Annotated in this window: 8 protein-coding genes; 6 read left to right on the top strand and 2 right to left on the bottom strand. The window is 72.0% G+C overall.

Annotation, left to right across the window (positions count from 1 at the left end; genetic code table 11):
- The first annotated feature begins 30 nt into the window (after positions 1 to 30).
- From JK363_RS16855 to JK363_RS42445, 4 genes are all read left to right on the top strand, one after another.
- Positions 31 to 5,085 (top strand): non-ribosomal peptide synthetase, encoded by a 5,055-nt coding sequence (locus JK363_RS16855; RefSeq protein ID WP_215910959.1) that lies wholly within the window; start codon positions 31 to 33, stop codon positions 5,083 to 5,085.
- A complete protein-coding gene (locus tag JK363_RS16850; protein WP_201875706.1) occupies positions 5,082 to 9,020 on the top strand; it encodes a non-ribosomal peptide synthetase in 3,939 nt (1,312 codons plus the stop codon). The genes JK363_RS16855 and JK363_RS16850 overlap by 4 nt, the downstream gene beginning before the upstream one ends.
- The gene (locus JK363_RS16845; protein ID WP_201875705.1) at positions 9,017 to 9,235 is read left to right on the top strand and encodes an MbtH family protein; all 219 of its coding nucleotides are present in this window, start codon (positions 9,017 to 9,019) and stop codon (positions 9,233 to 9,235) included. Before JK363_RS16850 ends, JK363_RS16845 begins: the two co-directional genes overlap by 4 nt.
- A gap of 187 nt (positions 9,236 to 9,422) precedes the next feature.
- Complete coding sequence (locus JK363_RS42445; protein WP_236075834.1) at positions 9,423 to 10,784, top strand: tryptophan 2,3-dioxygenase; 1,362 nt, start codon at positions 9,423 to 9,425, stop codon at positions 10,782 to 10,784.
- Here the strand turns inward: JK363_RS42445 and JK363_RS42440 are convergent.
- Both JK363_RS42440 and JK363_RS16835 read right to left on the bottom strand, forming a co-directional pair.
- Positions 10,774 to 11,265, bottom strand: coding sequence for an alpha-hydroxy-acid oxidizing protein (locus tag JK363_RS42440; protein WP_236075833.1), 492 nt, complete (start codon positions 11,263 to 11,265; stop codon positions 10,774 to 10,776). The two genes, JK363_RS42445 and JK363_RS42440, sit on opposite strands and share 11 nt — an antisense overlap.
- A gap of 27 nt (positions 11,266 to 11,292) precedes the next feature.
- Positions 11,293 to 12,816 carry an aminotransferase-like domain-containing protein gene (locus JK363_RS16835; RefSeq protein WP_372444792.1) on the bottom strand — a complete coding sequence of 508 codons (1,524 nt, stop codon included), beginning with the start codon at positions 12,814 to 12,816 and terminating at the stop codon, positions 11,293 to 11,295.
- A gap of 157 nt (positions 12,817 to 12,973) precedes the next feature.
- On the opposite strand from JK363_RS16835, the gene JK363_RS16830 reads away from it, so the two are divergent.
- Positions 12,974 to 14,857, top strand: a complete 1,884-nt coding sequence (locus JK363_RS16830) for a B12-binding domain-containing radical SAM protein (protein WP_201875704.1) — start codon at positions 12,974 to 12,976, stop codon at positions 14,855 to 14,857.
- A complete protein-coding gene (locus JK363_RS16825; protein WP_201875703.1) occupies positions 14,857 to 16,068 on the top strand; it encodes a MalY/PatB family protein in 1,212 nt (403 codons plus the stop codon). Before JK363_RS16830 ends, JK363_RS16825 begins: the two co-directional genes overlap by 1 nt.
- The last annotated feature ends 108 nt before the right edge of the window (positions 16,069 to 16,176 follow it).

Raw genomic sequence — 16,176 nt, 5'->3', positions numbered from 1 at the left:
CCCACGATCCCGCTCTCGCCCACCGGAAAGGTGGACCGCGCCGCGCTGCCCGCGCCCGCGTACGGCGGAGGGGCGGGATCGGGCCGTACGCCGCGCGGCGGTCTCGAAGAGGTGCTGTGCGGGCTGTTCGCCGAGGTGCTCGACGTCGAACAGGTCGGCGTCGACGACAACTTCTTCGACCTGGGCGGCCACTCCCTGCTCGCCACCCGCCTGGTCAGCCGGATCAGGTCGGAGCTGGGCATCGAGATGCCCCTCAGGCTGCTCTTCGACGCGCCCACGGTTGCCGGGGTGGCGGCGGGCGCCACCCCGGGCAGCACCGCCCGGCCGGCCCTGACGGCGCGTCCCCGGCCGGAGTCGGTGCCCCTGTCCTTCGCCCAGCACCGGCTGTGGTTCCTGGAGCGGCTGCGCGAGGAAGGCTCCGAAGCGCTCTACAACATGCCGGTGGCGCTGCGCCTGACCGGTGCGGTCGACCACACCGCGCTGCGGGCCGCGCTGCGGGACCTGATGGCCCGCCACGAAGTCCTGCGCACCCTGCTGGTCGACACCGACGGGCGGGCCGAGCAGCGGATCCTGGCGCCCGGGAGCGCCGACTGCCCGCTGACCGTCGCGGAGACCACCGAGGACGAGCTGCCCCGCCTGGTCGCCGCGGCGGCCCGGACCGGATTCGACCTGGCGGCCGAAACTCCCCTGCGCGTCAGCCTGTTCACGCTCACTCCCGCGGATCATGTGCTCGTGCTGGTCGTCCACCACAGCGCCGCCGACGGCTGGTCGATGGCGCCGCTCGCGCGCGACCTGGGCACCGCCTACGCCGCGCGGCTGGCGGGCACGGAGCCGGCGTGGCCGCCGCTTCCGGTGAGTTACGCGGACTACACGCTCTGGCAGCGCGAACTCCTCGGCGACGAGGAGGACCCCGGCAGCGTGGCCTCCCGGCAACTGTCCTACTGGCGCGAGGCGCTGGCCGGACTGCCCGAGGAACTGCCCCTCCCCACCGACCGGCAGCGGCCCGCCGAGCCCGGGTACCGGGGCGGCCGCGTCCCGGTGCTCTGGGACGCCGGGATCCACGAGGCGGCCGCCGCACTGGCCCGGCAGAGTTCGGCCAGCGTCTTCATGGTCGTGCAGGCCGCGCTGGCCGCGCTGCTGACCCGGCTCGGCGCCGGTGAGGACATCCCGATCGGCAGCCCCATCGCGGGCCGTACCGACGACGCACTCGACGACCTGGTGGGGTCCTTCGCCAATACGGTGGTGCTGCGCACCGACACCTCGGGCGATCCCGGCTTCCGCGCCCTGGTGGAGCGGGTGCGGGCGGCGGACCTGGCCGCCTACGCCCACCAGGACCTGCCCTTCGAGCGCCTGGTGGAGGCGGTCAAACCGGTCCGGTCGCTGTCCCGGCAGCCGCTCTTCCAGATTCTGCTGGCCTTCCAGAACACCCCCCGGGTTTCGCTGGAGCTGCCCGGACTGAGCCTGGCCCTGGAGCCGGTCGAGGCGGCGGCGGCCAAATTCGACCTCTCGCTCAGCCTGCGCGAACGACGGGCCGAGGGCCCCGGCGAGAGCGCCTGCGCGGGGATCGAGGGCATGCTCGAGTACAGCACCGACCTCTTCGACCACGGCACCGCGGAGCGGATCGTCGCGCGGCTGGGCCGGTTCCTGCGTGCGGCCCTGGCCGCCCCGGACCGTCCCATCAGCGCCCTCGGCATCCTGGACGAGGCCGAGCGGCACCAGGTGGTCGAGGAGTGGAACGACACCGCGGTGGCCCTCCCGGAGGGCGTCACCACCGTGTGCGAGGCGTTCGCCGTCCAACTGCGCCGCCGGCCGGACGCCATCGCCGTACGAGCGGCGGACGGGGAGCTCAGCTACGCGGAACTCGACGCACGGGCCAACCGGCTGGCCCACCACCTGATCGCGCTCGGCGTGCGGCCGGAGGAGCGAGTCGGCGTCCTCATGGAGCGCTCGGCCGGCCTGGTGACCGCCCTGCTGGGCATCCTCAAGGCGGGCGCCGCCTACGTACCCCTGCACGAGGGGTACCCCCGCGAGCGGATGCGCGAGGTGCTGCGCCGCGGCGGGGCGCGTCTGCTGCTCACGGACACCGCATGGCACGACCGGGGCCTGCCGTCCACGGTGCGCACCGTGGTGATCGGCGCGGACCCCGGACCGGAGCGCGGGGAGCCGACCGCGCCCGAGGTGGCGGTGCGCCCCGGCCAGCTCGCCTATGTGATGCACACCTCCGGCTCCACCGGTGAGCCCAAGGGCATCGCGGTCAGCCACCGGTCCCTGCTGGAGCTGGCGCTGGACCCGTGCTGGGAGCCGGGGAACCACGACCGCGTCCTGATGCACGCGCCGTACGCCTTCGACATCTCCGACTACGAGCTGTGGGTGCCGCTGCTGACCGGCGGACGAGTGGTACTGGCACCGCCCGGGGACGTCGACGTGGCCGTCCTCAAACGGCTCATCGCCGACGAGGACATCACCGCCGTGCACTTCACCGCCGGGCTCTTCCGCGTCGTCGCCGACGAGCTGGCGGGCTCGCTCGGCGGCGTACGGGAGATCCTCACCGGCGGCGACGTGGTGTCGGTGACCGCCGTGGAGAGCGTGCTGCGGCACAGCCCCCACCTGGTCGTACGGCATCTGTACGGGCCGACCGAGATCACCCTGTGCGCCACCCGGCACCGGATCACCGCACAGGCCGCACTGGGCGAGCGGGTGCCGATCGGCCGACCGCTCGCGAACACCCGGGTCTACGTGCTCGACGGCTCGCTGGCACCCGTCCCGGTGGGCGTGGTCGGGGAGCTGTACATCGCCGGCGCCGGCCTGGCGCGGGGATACCTCGACCGTCCGGGGCTGACCGGCGAGCGTTTTGTGGCCGACCCGTTCGGGGCGCCCGGCACGCGCATGTACCGCACCGGCGACCAGGTGCGGTGGCGGGAGGGCGGCACACTGGAGTTCGTGGGCCGGGCCGACGACCAGGCCAAGGTGCGTGGTTTCCGGGTCGAGCCCGCCGAGATCGAGGCGGTGCTGGGCCGCCATCCGGCGGTCGCGCAGAACGCGGTGGTCGTCCGCGAGGACCGGCCGGGCGACAAGCGCCTGGTGGCCTACGTCGTGCCCACCGGCGGTGAACCGGGGCCGGACGCGGACGCGTTGCGCGCCTACCTCGGCACCGTGCTGCCGGACTACATGGTGCCCGCGGCCGTGGTGCGCCTGGACGCGCTGCCGCTCACCCCCAACGGCAAGCTGGACCGCGCGGCGCTGCCCGTCCCGGTGGCCCCCGGTCCGGCCCCGGAGCAGGCGCCGGCCACCGAGCGGGAGGAAGTGCTGTGCCGGCTGGTCGCCGAGATCCTCGGCCTGGACCGGGTGGGGCCGCAGGACAACTTCTTCGAGCGCGGCGGCGACAGCATCGGCTCCATCCAGCTGGTCAGCCGGGCCCGGGCGGCCGGTCTGGCCCTGACGCCCAAGCAGGTGTTCCAGCTCAAGACGGTGGCCCGGCTGGCCGCCGCGGCCGTCGAGGCGGCCGGAGAGACCGCCGGGGACGACGGTACCGGGGAGCTGCCGCTCACCCCGGTCATGCACGATCTGCGGGCGCGCGGCGGCACGCTGGCCGGTCTCCATCAGTCGGTGCTGCTGCGGGTGCCCGCGGCTCTCACCGAGGAGAGCCTGGTCCGGGCGGTGCAGACGGTGCTGGACCACCACGACGTGCTGCGGCTGGAAGTCCTGGACGCGTCCTGGCGGCTGCGGGTGCGGCCCCCCGGCGCGGTCCCGGCCGCCGGCCGCGTACGGCGCGTGGACGCCGCGGGGCTGGACGACGCGGCGCTGCGCGCCGTCCTGGCCGGCGAATCCGCGGCGGCCTTCCGGCGGCTCAACCCCGAGGACGGGGCGGTCGGCGCGGTCGGGGCGGTCGGCGCCGTCCTGGAGGCCGTCTGGTTCGACACCGGCCCCGGCCGCTCCGGCAGGCTGCTGCTGGCCGTCCACCACCTGGCGGTGGACGGGGTGTCGTGGCGGGTGCTGCTGCCGGATCTGGCAGCCGCCTGGAGCGCCGTGTCCGACGGCCGCGCACCGCGGCCGACGCCGGTCGGCACCTCGTTCCGGCGCTGGGCCCGGACGCTGGCCGAACAGGCGACGGCGGGCTCCGTGACGGCCGAACTGGGCTACTGGCGCACGGTCGGTGAGGGGCCGCGCCCGCTCCTGGGCAGCCGCGACCTGGACCCCACTCGGGACATCGCCGCCACCGCCCGGTCCCTGACCGTCACGCTGCCCGCGCCGGTGACCGACGCCCTGCTGAGCCGGGTGCCCGCGGCGTTCAACGCGCGCGTCGACGACGTACTGCTGACCGCGCTGGCCATCGCGGTGACGGCCCGTCGGGACACCGGGGACGGTGCCGCGCCCGTCGTGGTCGACCTCGAGGGCCACGGCCGGCACGGCCTGGTGGAAGGGCTCGATCTCTCCCGCACCATGGGCTGGTTCACCTCGCTCCACCCGGTCCGGCTCCAGGTGTCCACGGATGCGTCCACGGACGTGACCAAGGATGCGTCCACGGTGGACTGGGACGACTTCTGGGCGGCGGGCCCCACCGTCGGACGGCTGCTGAAGCGGATCAAGGAGCAGCTGCGCGCGGTGCCCGGGGACGGCCTCGGTTACGGTCTGCTGCGGTATCTCAACCCGGACACCGGGCCGGAACTCGCCGCGCTGCCCGCCCCGCAGATCGGCTTCAACTACCTCGGCAGATTCGACACCACGGCCCCGGACGCCGACTGGGAACCGGCACCCGAGGCGGCACCGGACGAGGCGGCCGGTCCGCCCCTGGCCGACACCATGCCGCTCCGGCACGTGCTGGAGGTCAACGCGATCACCCGGCCCGGTGCCGGGGGCGCCGAGCTGACCGCCGTATGGACCTGGCCCGCCGGTGTGCTGGACGAGGCCGCCGCACGGGACCTGGCCGACACCTGGGTGCGGGCGCTCGAGACCATCGCCCGGCACACCGCCACCATCGGCGCGGGGGGCGCCACCTCCTCCGACTTCGACCTGGTGCTGCTGGACCAGGACGAGATCGAGGAGTTCGAGACCGACATGTTCACCGAGGACGGGGAGTCAGGATGAAGCGAGCCAGGATCGAGGACGTACTACCGCTGACCGCGTTGCAGGAAGGCTTCCTCTTCCACTCGCTGTACGACGAGAAGGCCGCCGACGTCTACCACCTCCAGCTCGCGTTCGCACTGCGCGGCCGCCTGGACGCCGAGGCGCTGCGCCGGTCCTGCGCCGGGCTGCTGCGGCGGCACGCCAATCTGCGCGGCGCCTTCCGCCAGCGGCGCAGCGGCGAGTCGGTGCAGGTCGTGCCGGCCGAGGTCGAGCTGCCCTGGCGGGAGGTCGACCTGTCGGCCGAGGAGTCCGCCCGGCGCGAGGAGCGGTTGTCCGCGATCCTCGCCGAGGACCGCGCCGAGCGCTTCGACCTGAAGACCCCGCCGCTGCTGCGCTGCCTGCTGATCCGGCTCGGTGCCGACACCTACCGGTTCGTGCTGACCAGCCATCACATCCTGCTCGACGGATGGTCGGTGCCGCTGCTGCTGAACGAGCTGTTCACCATGTACGCGCACGGCGGGGCCGATCACACACTGCCCGCCGTCACCCCCTATCGCGACTACCTGGCCTGGCTGGGCGGCCGCGACCGCGAGACCGCGCTGTCCGCGTGGCGGCGGTCGCTCGCCGGGCTGGAGGAGCCGACACTGCTGGGCCCCGCCGGGGCCGGCCGGGAGACGGTGGTTCCGGACGAGTTCGAGATCGAGCTGGACGAGGCCACCACGGCGGCGCTCACCGACGTGGCCCGCGGCCACGGGCTGACCCTCAACTCGGTAATCCAGGGCGCCTGGGCGCTTGTGCTCTCCCGGCTCACCGGCCGCGACGACGTGGTGTTCGGTACGACGGTCTCCGGCCGTCCGACCGAACTGCCCGGCGTGGAGACGATGATCGGCCTCTTCGCGAACACCGTCCCGGTCCGTGTGCGCATGGCACCCGGTGAGTCGCTGGCCGGGCTGATGAGCAGGGTGCAGGACGAGCGCGGCGCGCTGGGCGAGTCCGAGTACATCGGTGTCGGTGAGCTCCAGCGGCTCTCCGGTGTGGGCAGTGAACTCTTCGACACCCTCTACGTCTTCGAGAACTATCCGGCACCGGCCGGGGCGAGCACCCTCGGCCACGACGGTCTGGAGATCACCGGCACGGAGGGCCGGGCCGCCGCGCACTACCCGCTCACCGTGACGGTGATTCCCGGTCCGGCGCTCCGCGTGCGCTTCAACTACCGCCCGGACCTGTTCTCCCGGCAGCGGGTCCTGGGCTGGTCGGACCGGCTGCGGCGGGTCCTGGACGCCGCGGTGGCCGACCCCGGCCGGCTCGCCGCCCACGTGGACGTACTGGACGAGGCCGAGCGGCGGCGGATCCTGGTGGAGTGGAACGACACCGCCCGCGCGCTCCCCGCCGAGACCTATCCCGAGCTGTTCGAGGCCCAGGTCCGGCGGACACCGGACGAGCTCGCGCTCGACGAGGACGGGACGGCGCTCACCTACGCCGAGCTGAACGCGCGCGCCAACCGGCTGGCCCGGCTGCTGGTTTCCCGGGGGGTGGGTCCGGAGTCGGTGGTCGCGCTCGCCCTGCGGCGGTCCACGGACCTGGCCGTCGCGGTGCTCGCGGTGCTGAAGTCCGGGGGCGCCTATCTGCCGGTGGACCTCGACCACCCCCGTGAGCGCATCGAACTGATCCTGGACAGCGCCCGGCCGGTGGCCGTCCTGACCACCCGGGCCGGGGCCGCGGGTCTGCCGGAGGGCACCGGCCACTGGTGCCTGGACGACACCGGGTTCGCCGCCGAGGCCGCACACCACGACGGACAGGACCTCAACGATCCGGAACGGGTGGCCCCGCTGCTGCCCGACCATCCGGCCTATCTGATCTACACCTCCGGCTCCACCGGCACTCCCAAGGGGCTCACGACCCCGCACCGCGGCCTGTGCAACGTGGTCCTCGGCATGGACGAGCGGCTCGGGGTGCGGCAGGGGGTGCGTCTGCTCGCCCTGGCGGCCGTCGGATTCGACATGTCCGTCTACGAGTTCCTGGGCCCTCTCGCGGTCGGCGCGGCCGTGATGATCGCGCCGCCCGACGCCGCCCGGGACCCCCGGGTGCTGGCGGCGGCGATCCGCGGGACAGGCGCCACGGTGATCTCCGGCACCCCCTCCCTGTGGCAGAGCGTCCTGGGCGCGGGCGCCGAACTCCCCCGGGGGCTGCGGATCCAGCTCGCCGGCGAACGGTTCGGCGAGAACATCCCGCGCGGCCTCCAGGAGGCCGGGGCCTCGGTGGTGAACCTCTACGGGCTGACCGAGGCGTCGGTCTACTCCACCGTGGCCGACCTGCCGGAACCGTTCACCGGCCAGGCCACCATCGGCCGGCCCATCGCCAACACCCAGCTGTACGTCCTCGGTCCCGGTCTGCGCCCGGTACCGGCCGGAGTGACGGGAGAGCTGTACCTGGCGGGCGTCGGTCTGGCCCGCGGCTTCACCCACCGGCCGGGAGCCACCGCCGCGCGCTACGTGGCCAATCCGTACGGACCACCCGGTTCGCGGATGTACCGCACCGGCGATCTGGTGCGGTGGACGGACGACGGCGAGCTGTTCTTCGTCGGCCGGGCCGACCACCAGGTCAAGGTGCGCGGTTTCCGGATCGAACTCGGCGAGATCGAAGCGGCGCTCTCCGCCCACCCCGCGGTGGCCCGCAGCGTGGTCATCGTGCGCGAGGACCGGGAGGGTGACGCGCGGATCGTCGGCTACGTGGTCCCCGAGGAGACCGGAGTGGACCCCGGCGAACTGCGCGCCCATCTCCGCAGGACGCTGCCCGACTACATGGTGCCCTCGGCCGTGCTGCCGCTCCGGGCCCTGCCGCAGACCCCCAACGGGAAGCTGGACCGCAAGGCGCTGCCCGCCCCGGACTTCGCGGCCCGGGTCTCCTCCCGCACACCGCGGACCCCGCAGGAGGAGGTGCTCTGCCGGCTCTTCGCCGAGACGCTGGGTCTGGAACGGGTGGGCATCGACGACGACTTCTTCGAGCTGGGCGGCCACTCCCTGCTGGCGACCCGGCTGGTCAACCGGATCCGCGCCGAGCTGGGGACCGGATCCTCGATCCGCAGTGTCTTCGAGGCGCCGACTGTCGCGGCCCTGGCGGGGCGGCTGCACCAGGAGGACGACCCGTTCGACACGCTGCTGCGGCTGCGCGCCGGGAAGGGCGGCGCCCCCTGGTTCATCGTCCACCCCGCCGTCGGCCTCGGCTGGTGCTATTCGGGGTTCATCACCCGGCTCGGCCCCGAATCGCCGGTCTACGCCCTCCAGGCGCGCGGACTGAGCGGCGGCGAAGCCCTGGCGCCCACCCTGCGGGAGATGGCCGCGGACTACATCGAACGCATCCGCTCGGTGCACCCCAAGGGCCCGTACCGGCTGCTCGGCTGGTCCTTCGGCGGCCTGGTGGCCCACCAGATGGCGACCATGCTGCAAAGCGAGGGCGCGGAGGTCGAACTGCTCGGCTTCCTGGACTCCTTCCCCGCCCCGGAGGACGCGGACGAGACCAGCGAGGACCTGGAACAGGAGATCCTGGCCGCCCTCCTCATCGATATCGGTCTTGACCCGGCGGACGAGGACGGCCCCCTGGAGGCGTCCGAGGTCGCCGCCCGGCTGCGCGAGGAGGAGGGCCCGCTGGCAAGTCTGGGCGAGGAGGGCATCGCGGCGCTCAGAAGGGTGACCGGTAACAACCTGCGGGTGGCCCGCGACTTCGTGCCCGAGGTCTTCCACGGGGACGTGGTGGCGTTCCGTGCGGGCCGACACGGCGTGGACCACCCCTACGCCGTCAAGGCGTGGGCCCCCTATGTGACGGGCGGGATCCAGGAGCACGAAGTGGACTGCGCCCACCTGGAGATGACCACACCGGCGGCACTGGATGTGATCACAGGCGTGCTGCGCGACCTGATGCCGCGGCCCGCCTCGGGACGACAAGGAGCGACACGATGACCAACCCCTTCGACAACACCGACGGAACCTTCCTGGTGCTCATCAACGACGAGGGCCAGCACTCGCTGTGGCCGGAGTTCGTGGAGGTGCCCGCCGGCTGGGAGACGGCGCACGGCCCGGACACCCGGCAGGTGTGCCTGGACTTCATCGAGCGGAACTGGACCGATATGCGGCCCAAGAGCCTCATACAGGCCATGGACAGGGAACATGCCTAGTCGCCGTGGGGAGGCGGAGAGCGGCCGCCCGCGCATGGCGGAGTTAGGCCCTGTTCGGTGGATCTTTGAGGAGCAGCCCGCGGCGTCTGGTGCCGTGGATCGCAAGGCGGAGGATCGCCCTCGTACTGGGCGTACTCGGGCGACTCCGACAACGCAGCGAGGTGCGGTGCCAGGCGTCGCGGGCCCGATGAGATCCACCGGACAGGGCCTGGGCCCGGCGGCCGCCCCCGAAGGGCTCCCCTGGCCCGGTGAGGGCGAACCGCCGGGCGTCGGCGGACCGGCCCTCACCGCGGCGCGAGGGGGCGAGGCCGCCCGGTCACTGCGGCGCGCCCTGGAGGCCGTCACCGACTGGTCCCGGCGGCCGCTCGGGGCGGAGGCGATCCGGACCTTCCCGTATGACGCGATCGCCGGGTACTACCGGCAGGTCGGCAAGGCCGCCGCCGCGCCGGAGCTGGTCGCCCTGCTCCGGGGCGCCCGCGCCCGGCTGCTGTGCGCGGGACCCCCGCGCGCCTGGTCCTCGCCGGACGCCTGGCTGCTCGACAAGTGGCTGCCGCTGACCTTCGCCGACCAGGCCATGGCGTACGACAGTTACGCCGGGCACGAACTGCTGGAGATCGCCGAGTGGGAGGGCGCGGACCCGGCGGCGGCCGAGGACGTCCTGCTGGCGACCCTGCTGGCGGAGCTCGCGGTGGTCGAGTCCGAGGCCCTGCTCGGTGCCGGACCAGCCGCCCGGCAGCGGACCAGGACCACGGCCGTCCTGCGGGCGCTCGCCCGGCTCGGCGAGTTCGCCCCCCGGGCGGTGGCGGACGCGGGTCCGCTCGCGGAGGTCCGGGCCCTGCGGGCCGCGCTCGCCGCGGCCCCCGGGGACCGGCCACCGGCCGGTGCCGGACGGGACGCGGCGGCCGCGATCCGGGACCGTGCCCCGCTCCCGGTGCGGCGAGCGGTGGACATCGCCCTGCTGCCGGTGACGACGCTCCACGACGAGTACATGTTCATCCGCTGCATCCAGCTCTTCGAGCGGCTGTTCACACAGGTGGCGCGGGCGCAGCTGCGCGCGGTCGACGCGGTGCGGCTGGGCCGGGTGCCGGAGGCGGTCGACGCCCTGGACGGGGCGGAGCTCCGGCTCTCGCACGCCACCGGGCCGCTCTACCGGGTGCTCACCACCATGCCGCCCGAGGCGTTCGCCGTGATCCGGGAGTACACCCACGGTGCGAGCGCGATCCAGTCGCAGTCCTACCGGCTGGTCGAACGCTGCGCCGCGCCGCGCAAGGAGGGGGCGTACGGCTCGGAGAAGGGCCCGCAGTTCACGCTGGTCACCACCCTCCAGGAGGAGTACCTGGAGCACGCCGGTGACTGGGACGCGGCCGACGCCGCCCGGCTCGAAGCGGTGATGCGCCGCCTGGACACCACGTGGCAGGCCATGAAGCGCACGCACTGGGGCGTCACCCTGAAGATCATCGGAAAGGCATCGGGCACCGGTGGCACCACCGGAGCCGAGTACCTCAAGGCCGCGGCCGACGTCCCGCTCTTCCCCCTGCTCACCGCGTGACGAGCGGCGGGCGCGCTGTCGAGCAGCACGGCGCAGCCGTCCGGGACCGCGTCGCGGACCGGTGGCAGTGCCGTGATGCTCGCCACCGCCCGGCGAACTGGCGCCCGCCGTGGTTGGACACCACCACGGCGTCCGCTCCCAGTCCGGCGGCGCGGGCCACGTCACGCGGATCGAGGACGCCCTTGACGACCAGCGGCAGTTCGGTGTGTGCGCGCAACCACTCCAGGTCGGTCCAGGACAGCGCCGGGTCGAAAACCGCACCGGTGTGGGCCGCGACGGCCGACCGCCCGGCATGACGGGTGTGGGTCACGGCGGTGGGGCCGGTGCCCAGGTTCGCCGCGCTGACCGAGGCCGGCACGGAACTCGACGCCGCGGTCGCCCAGTCGTTGTCCGCGCCGCCGGAGGCGGGGGCCGGGCGCAGCCCCGGCAGCCTCCAGGGTTCCGCGGGCGAGGGCCGCCCGACGAGGGTGCATACGGGCATGAGCGGAGCTCCTGACCGCCGGGGGCCTCAGCCGCGGGCCGTCGCGCAGAGCTCGAAGACGAATCCAGCCAGCCGCTCGAGGCCGACCGTGATCTCGTCGGGCGTCAGATAGCTGAAGGACAGCCGGATCTGGTGACGCGGTTGTCCATCGCCGAAGAAGTGGTGCATGGGGGTCCACAGCACGCGATGGTGACGCGCGCAATGCTCCAGGAGTGCGTCGTCCACCGGAAACGGTACGTCCAGGACGACGAAGAAGCCCCCGGTTGGTGTGTTCCAGGTGACTTCCGGAGTCGAGCCGGGAGGGAAATGCTTGGCCAGTCCGTGCAGCAGGTGCCGGAGGTTCTGCTGATAGAACCGGCGCTCTCTGGTATTCGCCGAGCGTAGACTGCCGCCGTTCTCCAGCAGCTTTCCGCCGATAACGGCCTGCGCGATGGGCGAAGTGTTCACCGTCAGCATGCTCTTGATTTTGGCGAGCTCATCGGCGAACAGCCCCGGGCCGGTCGCGGACTCCACCCGCTGATCGGCGACGACGAAGCCGACGCGGGCTCCGGGGATTCCGGTCTTGGCGAACGAACCGAGGTAGACCACCCGCCGGTCCGGGTCGAGAGCCTTGAGCGTGGGCGGCTGCGCTGCGTCCTCCGCGGAGAAAACCCCGTAGGGATTGTCCTCCAGGACCAGGAAATCGTGTTCCACGGCCAGTTCCAGCAGGCGTTCGCGAGTGGCGCGGCTCATGCTGATACCGGACGGATTCGCGAAGTCGGCGACGATATAGCAGGCCCGCGGGCGCATTCCGGCCGCCTTGGCCCGGCCGACGGCCTCGGCCAGGTCCGTCAGGTCGATACCGTCCGCCGAGCTTTTGACCGGCAGCAGCGGCATGTCCGCGAGCTCGGCCGCGCCCGTCGCTCCGACATAGGCGGGCAGCACGATGAGCAGCGCGTCCCGCGGGGTCCTGCGCAGCGCCCGCAAGGTGAGGAAAAGGGCTTCCTGGCAGCCCGCGGTGACGACGACGGATTCCGGGTCGGCCTCGATACCCTCGTCCACCGAGAGGTTTTCCGCGATCAGTTCATGGATGATCCCCTTGGTCCTGCCGTACTGGAGCACATGACGGCGGACCAGCGCGGGATCGTCACCGAACCGGGCCGCCGCGTGGTCGCAGTACGTACGGATGTACCGGTGTACATCGTCCAGATCGAAGAAGCCCTCGTAGGGGCGGCCGGCCGCGAAGGAGATCGCGTCGGGGAATCGGTGCGACACCTCGTTGAGGAAATTCATCGACTCGATGACGGGAGACCCCAGAGAACCGTGCAGGTCGAGCAGGTGTAATTCCGAGGCCATCTCATCGTTGCCGAACACCGTCTCCTCCCCCTCCGAGATGAGATGAACAGCTCCCCCTTTGCGCACCCGCCCCGACCAAGGGCCGATCGATTCGGAACGGTCGATTCCACATGAATCCATCGGTGCATAATGAACAGAACTTCGGCGATTGAACCACGCTGTCCGACCGCCCGTCAACCACCCACTCTGCGCGGCGGGTTGCGTGGGAAGTGTCACCCCCGACGCGGTCCGCGTGTCGCGTCTTGTATTCGCTTGAGATCGATCGGCAGTCTGGTACATGCTCGTGAGCGCGCCCGCATCGGCGCCTGAGGGGGAAGGGTCCATTTTGCCTGGTAACATTCACATTCAGCGCATCCCTGGGTCGGCCATTTCCATGGAGTTCAAGGAAATGCTGGCCACCCGCCGGGAGACCCTGTCGAGACTCCTCGCCCAAGGGCGGGCGAACAGCCGCTACTTCCCCGTCATCTCCGCCCTTGCACCGGTAATGACACAGCACGAAGGTGAAATCACCTACCCCGGTGATCCCATGTGTCTGTATTCCGCACTCAGCGTGACCGTCCACAATGCCGTGCACGATGCCGGTCCGCTTGAACTGGCCGAGCACTACAATGATGTGGCCCCGGATTGGACACGGTTCCCGACCATCGATTACCGCTTATCCGTCGGCTTCACCGGGTACCGGGAGTACGGGGAGCAGCCCAATACCGATCAGACGGTTTTCGATCCGCGCGTCTGGGACCAGGACGCGCGGATCCGGTGGATCCGGCTGCTGCGCGAAGTGCGGCCGCGGGTGGTGCTCATCAGCAGCGTGTCACCGGGACACCGCTATGCGCTGGACATGGCCGGTCTGGCGAAGATCGAGGTGCCGGGCACCTATGTGATCCTGGGCGGCCGTCATGTCGACGAAACCGTCCATCTGGTGCCTCATCGCGACCCCGCCCAGGAGCGGGTGCTGCTCGCGCCGAGCAGCACCTTCACCGTGATGGAAGAGGGCCGGGTGCCGCGTGTGGTGGACGCGGTCGTCTCCGGCGAGGCGTACCACTCGCTGGACCTGCTGATGCGCTCCGTCGCCCTCTCCATGGACGTCGGGACCCGCTGGGCCGACCCGGCCCAGGTGGGCCCGGTCATGGAGGAACTGCTCCGGGCCGAAGGGCCGCCCCCGGGGCGGTCGCTGGCCCTACTGGCCGACCGGGACCGGCTGGACGCCTATCCGCTGGAAGGGGCCAAGCTCGACCTGGCCCCCCTCCCCTCCCCCTACGAGGCGTTCGCGATCCGTTCGCGCTTCCCGATCTTCCTCGCCCGCACCGGGGAGATCCAGCGGACCGCTCATGTCATGGTGTCCAACGCCTGTCCGTACCAGTGCAACTTCTGTTCCGAAACCGCCAAGATCGCGGGCGGGCTGAAGCGATTCCGGCAGACCTCCGTCGGTGTGGAGCGGGTGTGCGAGTACGTCGGCTACGGCGCCGAGGCTCTGTTCTTCGACGACTCCATCTTCTGGAGCGGACGATTCCCTGACATCGCCGAGTTCTGCGCGGAGTTGAGGGAGATCAGAGAGAAACCCTCGGACGGCCTCGACGAGCGGTACCGGCGTTTCCTCGAGGACGACGCCGCCGTGGAGCGGCTGCGGCGGTTGCAGTGGGGCGCCCAGCTCACCGTGGACGTACTGGCCGCGCTGCACAGCCCTGAGGAGTCGGGCCGGATCCTGGACCTGATGCGCGACGCGGGGTGCACGTATGTCTACATCGGCATCGAGAGCATGTCGGCCCAGGTCATGGAGAGGATCCACAAGAACCTGCGGCGCGAGGAACACCGCGACTGGGCGCAGAAGGTGAAGGAGGCCGCGAGCCTGGTCAAGGCCGCCGGAATGCGGGTGGGCACCTCCGTCCTGTTCGGGCTCGACGGAGAGACGCGCTCCAGCATCGACGAGACCATCGCGGGAGTCAGCCACCTCATCGACGAGAAGCTCATCGATCTCGCGAGTCCCAATGTGCTCACCTACCACCCGGCCACCCCCATCACCCGGATGCACGGCATGGTCGCCAAGCTCGACTACCACTCACCGCACGTGGACAACCGCAAGCCCTACATCTACTTCGAGGAGGCATTCCCGGGAGTGGTGTCGACCTCGCTCACCGAGGACGACCTCTGGTACATCCACCACGAGACCGAACGGCGCTGGGGCACCACCCGCAACGACAGCGCGCCGGTGCAGGACGCACGAGACCCACGGAACGCACACGAGAGGGTGGGCGGCTGATGCGCCTGGACGCCTTCGATCTGGCCACGCTCTCGCGCCGGGATGGCGAGAAATGGTCATCGGCCCCCGAAGGGGTCCTGCCGGCCTGGGTGGCGGACATGGACTTCCCCATCTCACCGGCCGTCCGGCGCGCCCTGTTGCACCGCATCGACACCGACCTCGGCTACCCGGCCTGGTACGACGAGTCCGAGGGCGGACCGCTGGGCGAGGTCTTCGCCCGGCGGATGCGGCAGCGGTTCGCCTTCGAGGCCGATCCGGCGCACGTCCGTCTGTTCACCGACGTCAACCAGGCCATGCAGATCGCCCTGCACCTGGGTACCGCGCCGGGCGATCCGGTCGCCGTGCACACCCCGGCGTGCCCGCCGTTCCTGGACGTGCTGACGAAGCTGGACCGACCGCCGAGGACAGTGCCGATCCGCCGCGCGGGCGGCGAGTGGGACCCGGACATCGGCCGGCTCGTCGCGGAGCTGCGCGGCGCGGCCGACGGCGGCTGCCGCGCGCTGCTCCTGGTCAACCCGCACAATCCGACCGGGCGCGTGCTGCGGCGCGATGAGCTGCTGGCGCTGGCCGAGGTGGTCGTCGAGCGGGACCTGCTCGTCATCTCGGACGAGGTGCACGCCGAGCTGACCTATGACGGCTCCGTGCACATCCCCTTCGCCTCACTCTCCGAGGAGGTCGCCGCCCGGACCGTCACCGTCACCTCCGGCAGCAAGGCATTCAACCTGGCCGGCGCGCGCTGCGCGGTCGCGCACATCGGGGTCAAAACCCTCCGGGACTCCGTCGACGCCCATCGCGGCCTGCTCTTCGGGCAGGTCGGGGCACTGGGTGTGGAGGCGCTCAAGGCCGCGTGGAGCGAGGGGGACGAGTGGCTGGCCGGGGTGCGGGAGGTGCTGGCGCGCAACCGTCTGCGGGTGGCCGAGGCGCTGCCGGAGGGCATCGGCTTCGTGCCGCCCGAGGCGACGTATCTGGCGTGGCTGGACTGCCGCGCCCTGGGCGTCGGGGACGACCCCTCGGTGTTCTTCCAGGACCAGGGGAAGCTGATGCTGTTCCGGGGCGCGGACTTCGGGCCCGAGGGCAGAGGCTTCGCCCGGCTGAACTTCGCCACGTCGCCACCCGTACTCGAGGAGTTGCTGCGCCGGATGCGAACGGCAGTCGAGCGCCACCGCGGCGGGTCCGCGCACCGCGGGGGCCCTGACGCATGGCCGATCTGATACCGATCCGCGAGGTGGCCGACCACGTCGGGCTGCCGCTGTCGACGCCGCACTACGGGGAACGGCGGGGCCCCTCTGTTCCCTGATCCGGCAGTAGCTGGCGACAAG

It is taken from the genome of Streptomyces coffeae (assembly GCF_016741875.1).
GTDB lineage: Bacteria > Actinomycetota > Actinomycetes > Streptomycetales > Streptomycetaceae > Streptomyces > Streptomyces coffeae.
Note: the sequence above shows the minus strand (reverse complement) of the source record. Positions and strands in the feature narration are given on the sequence as shown.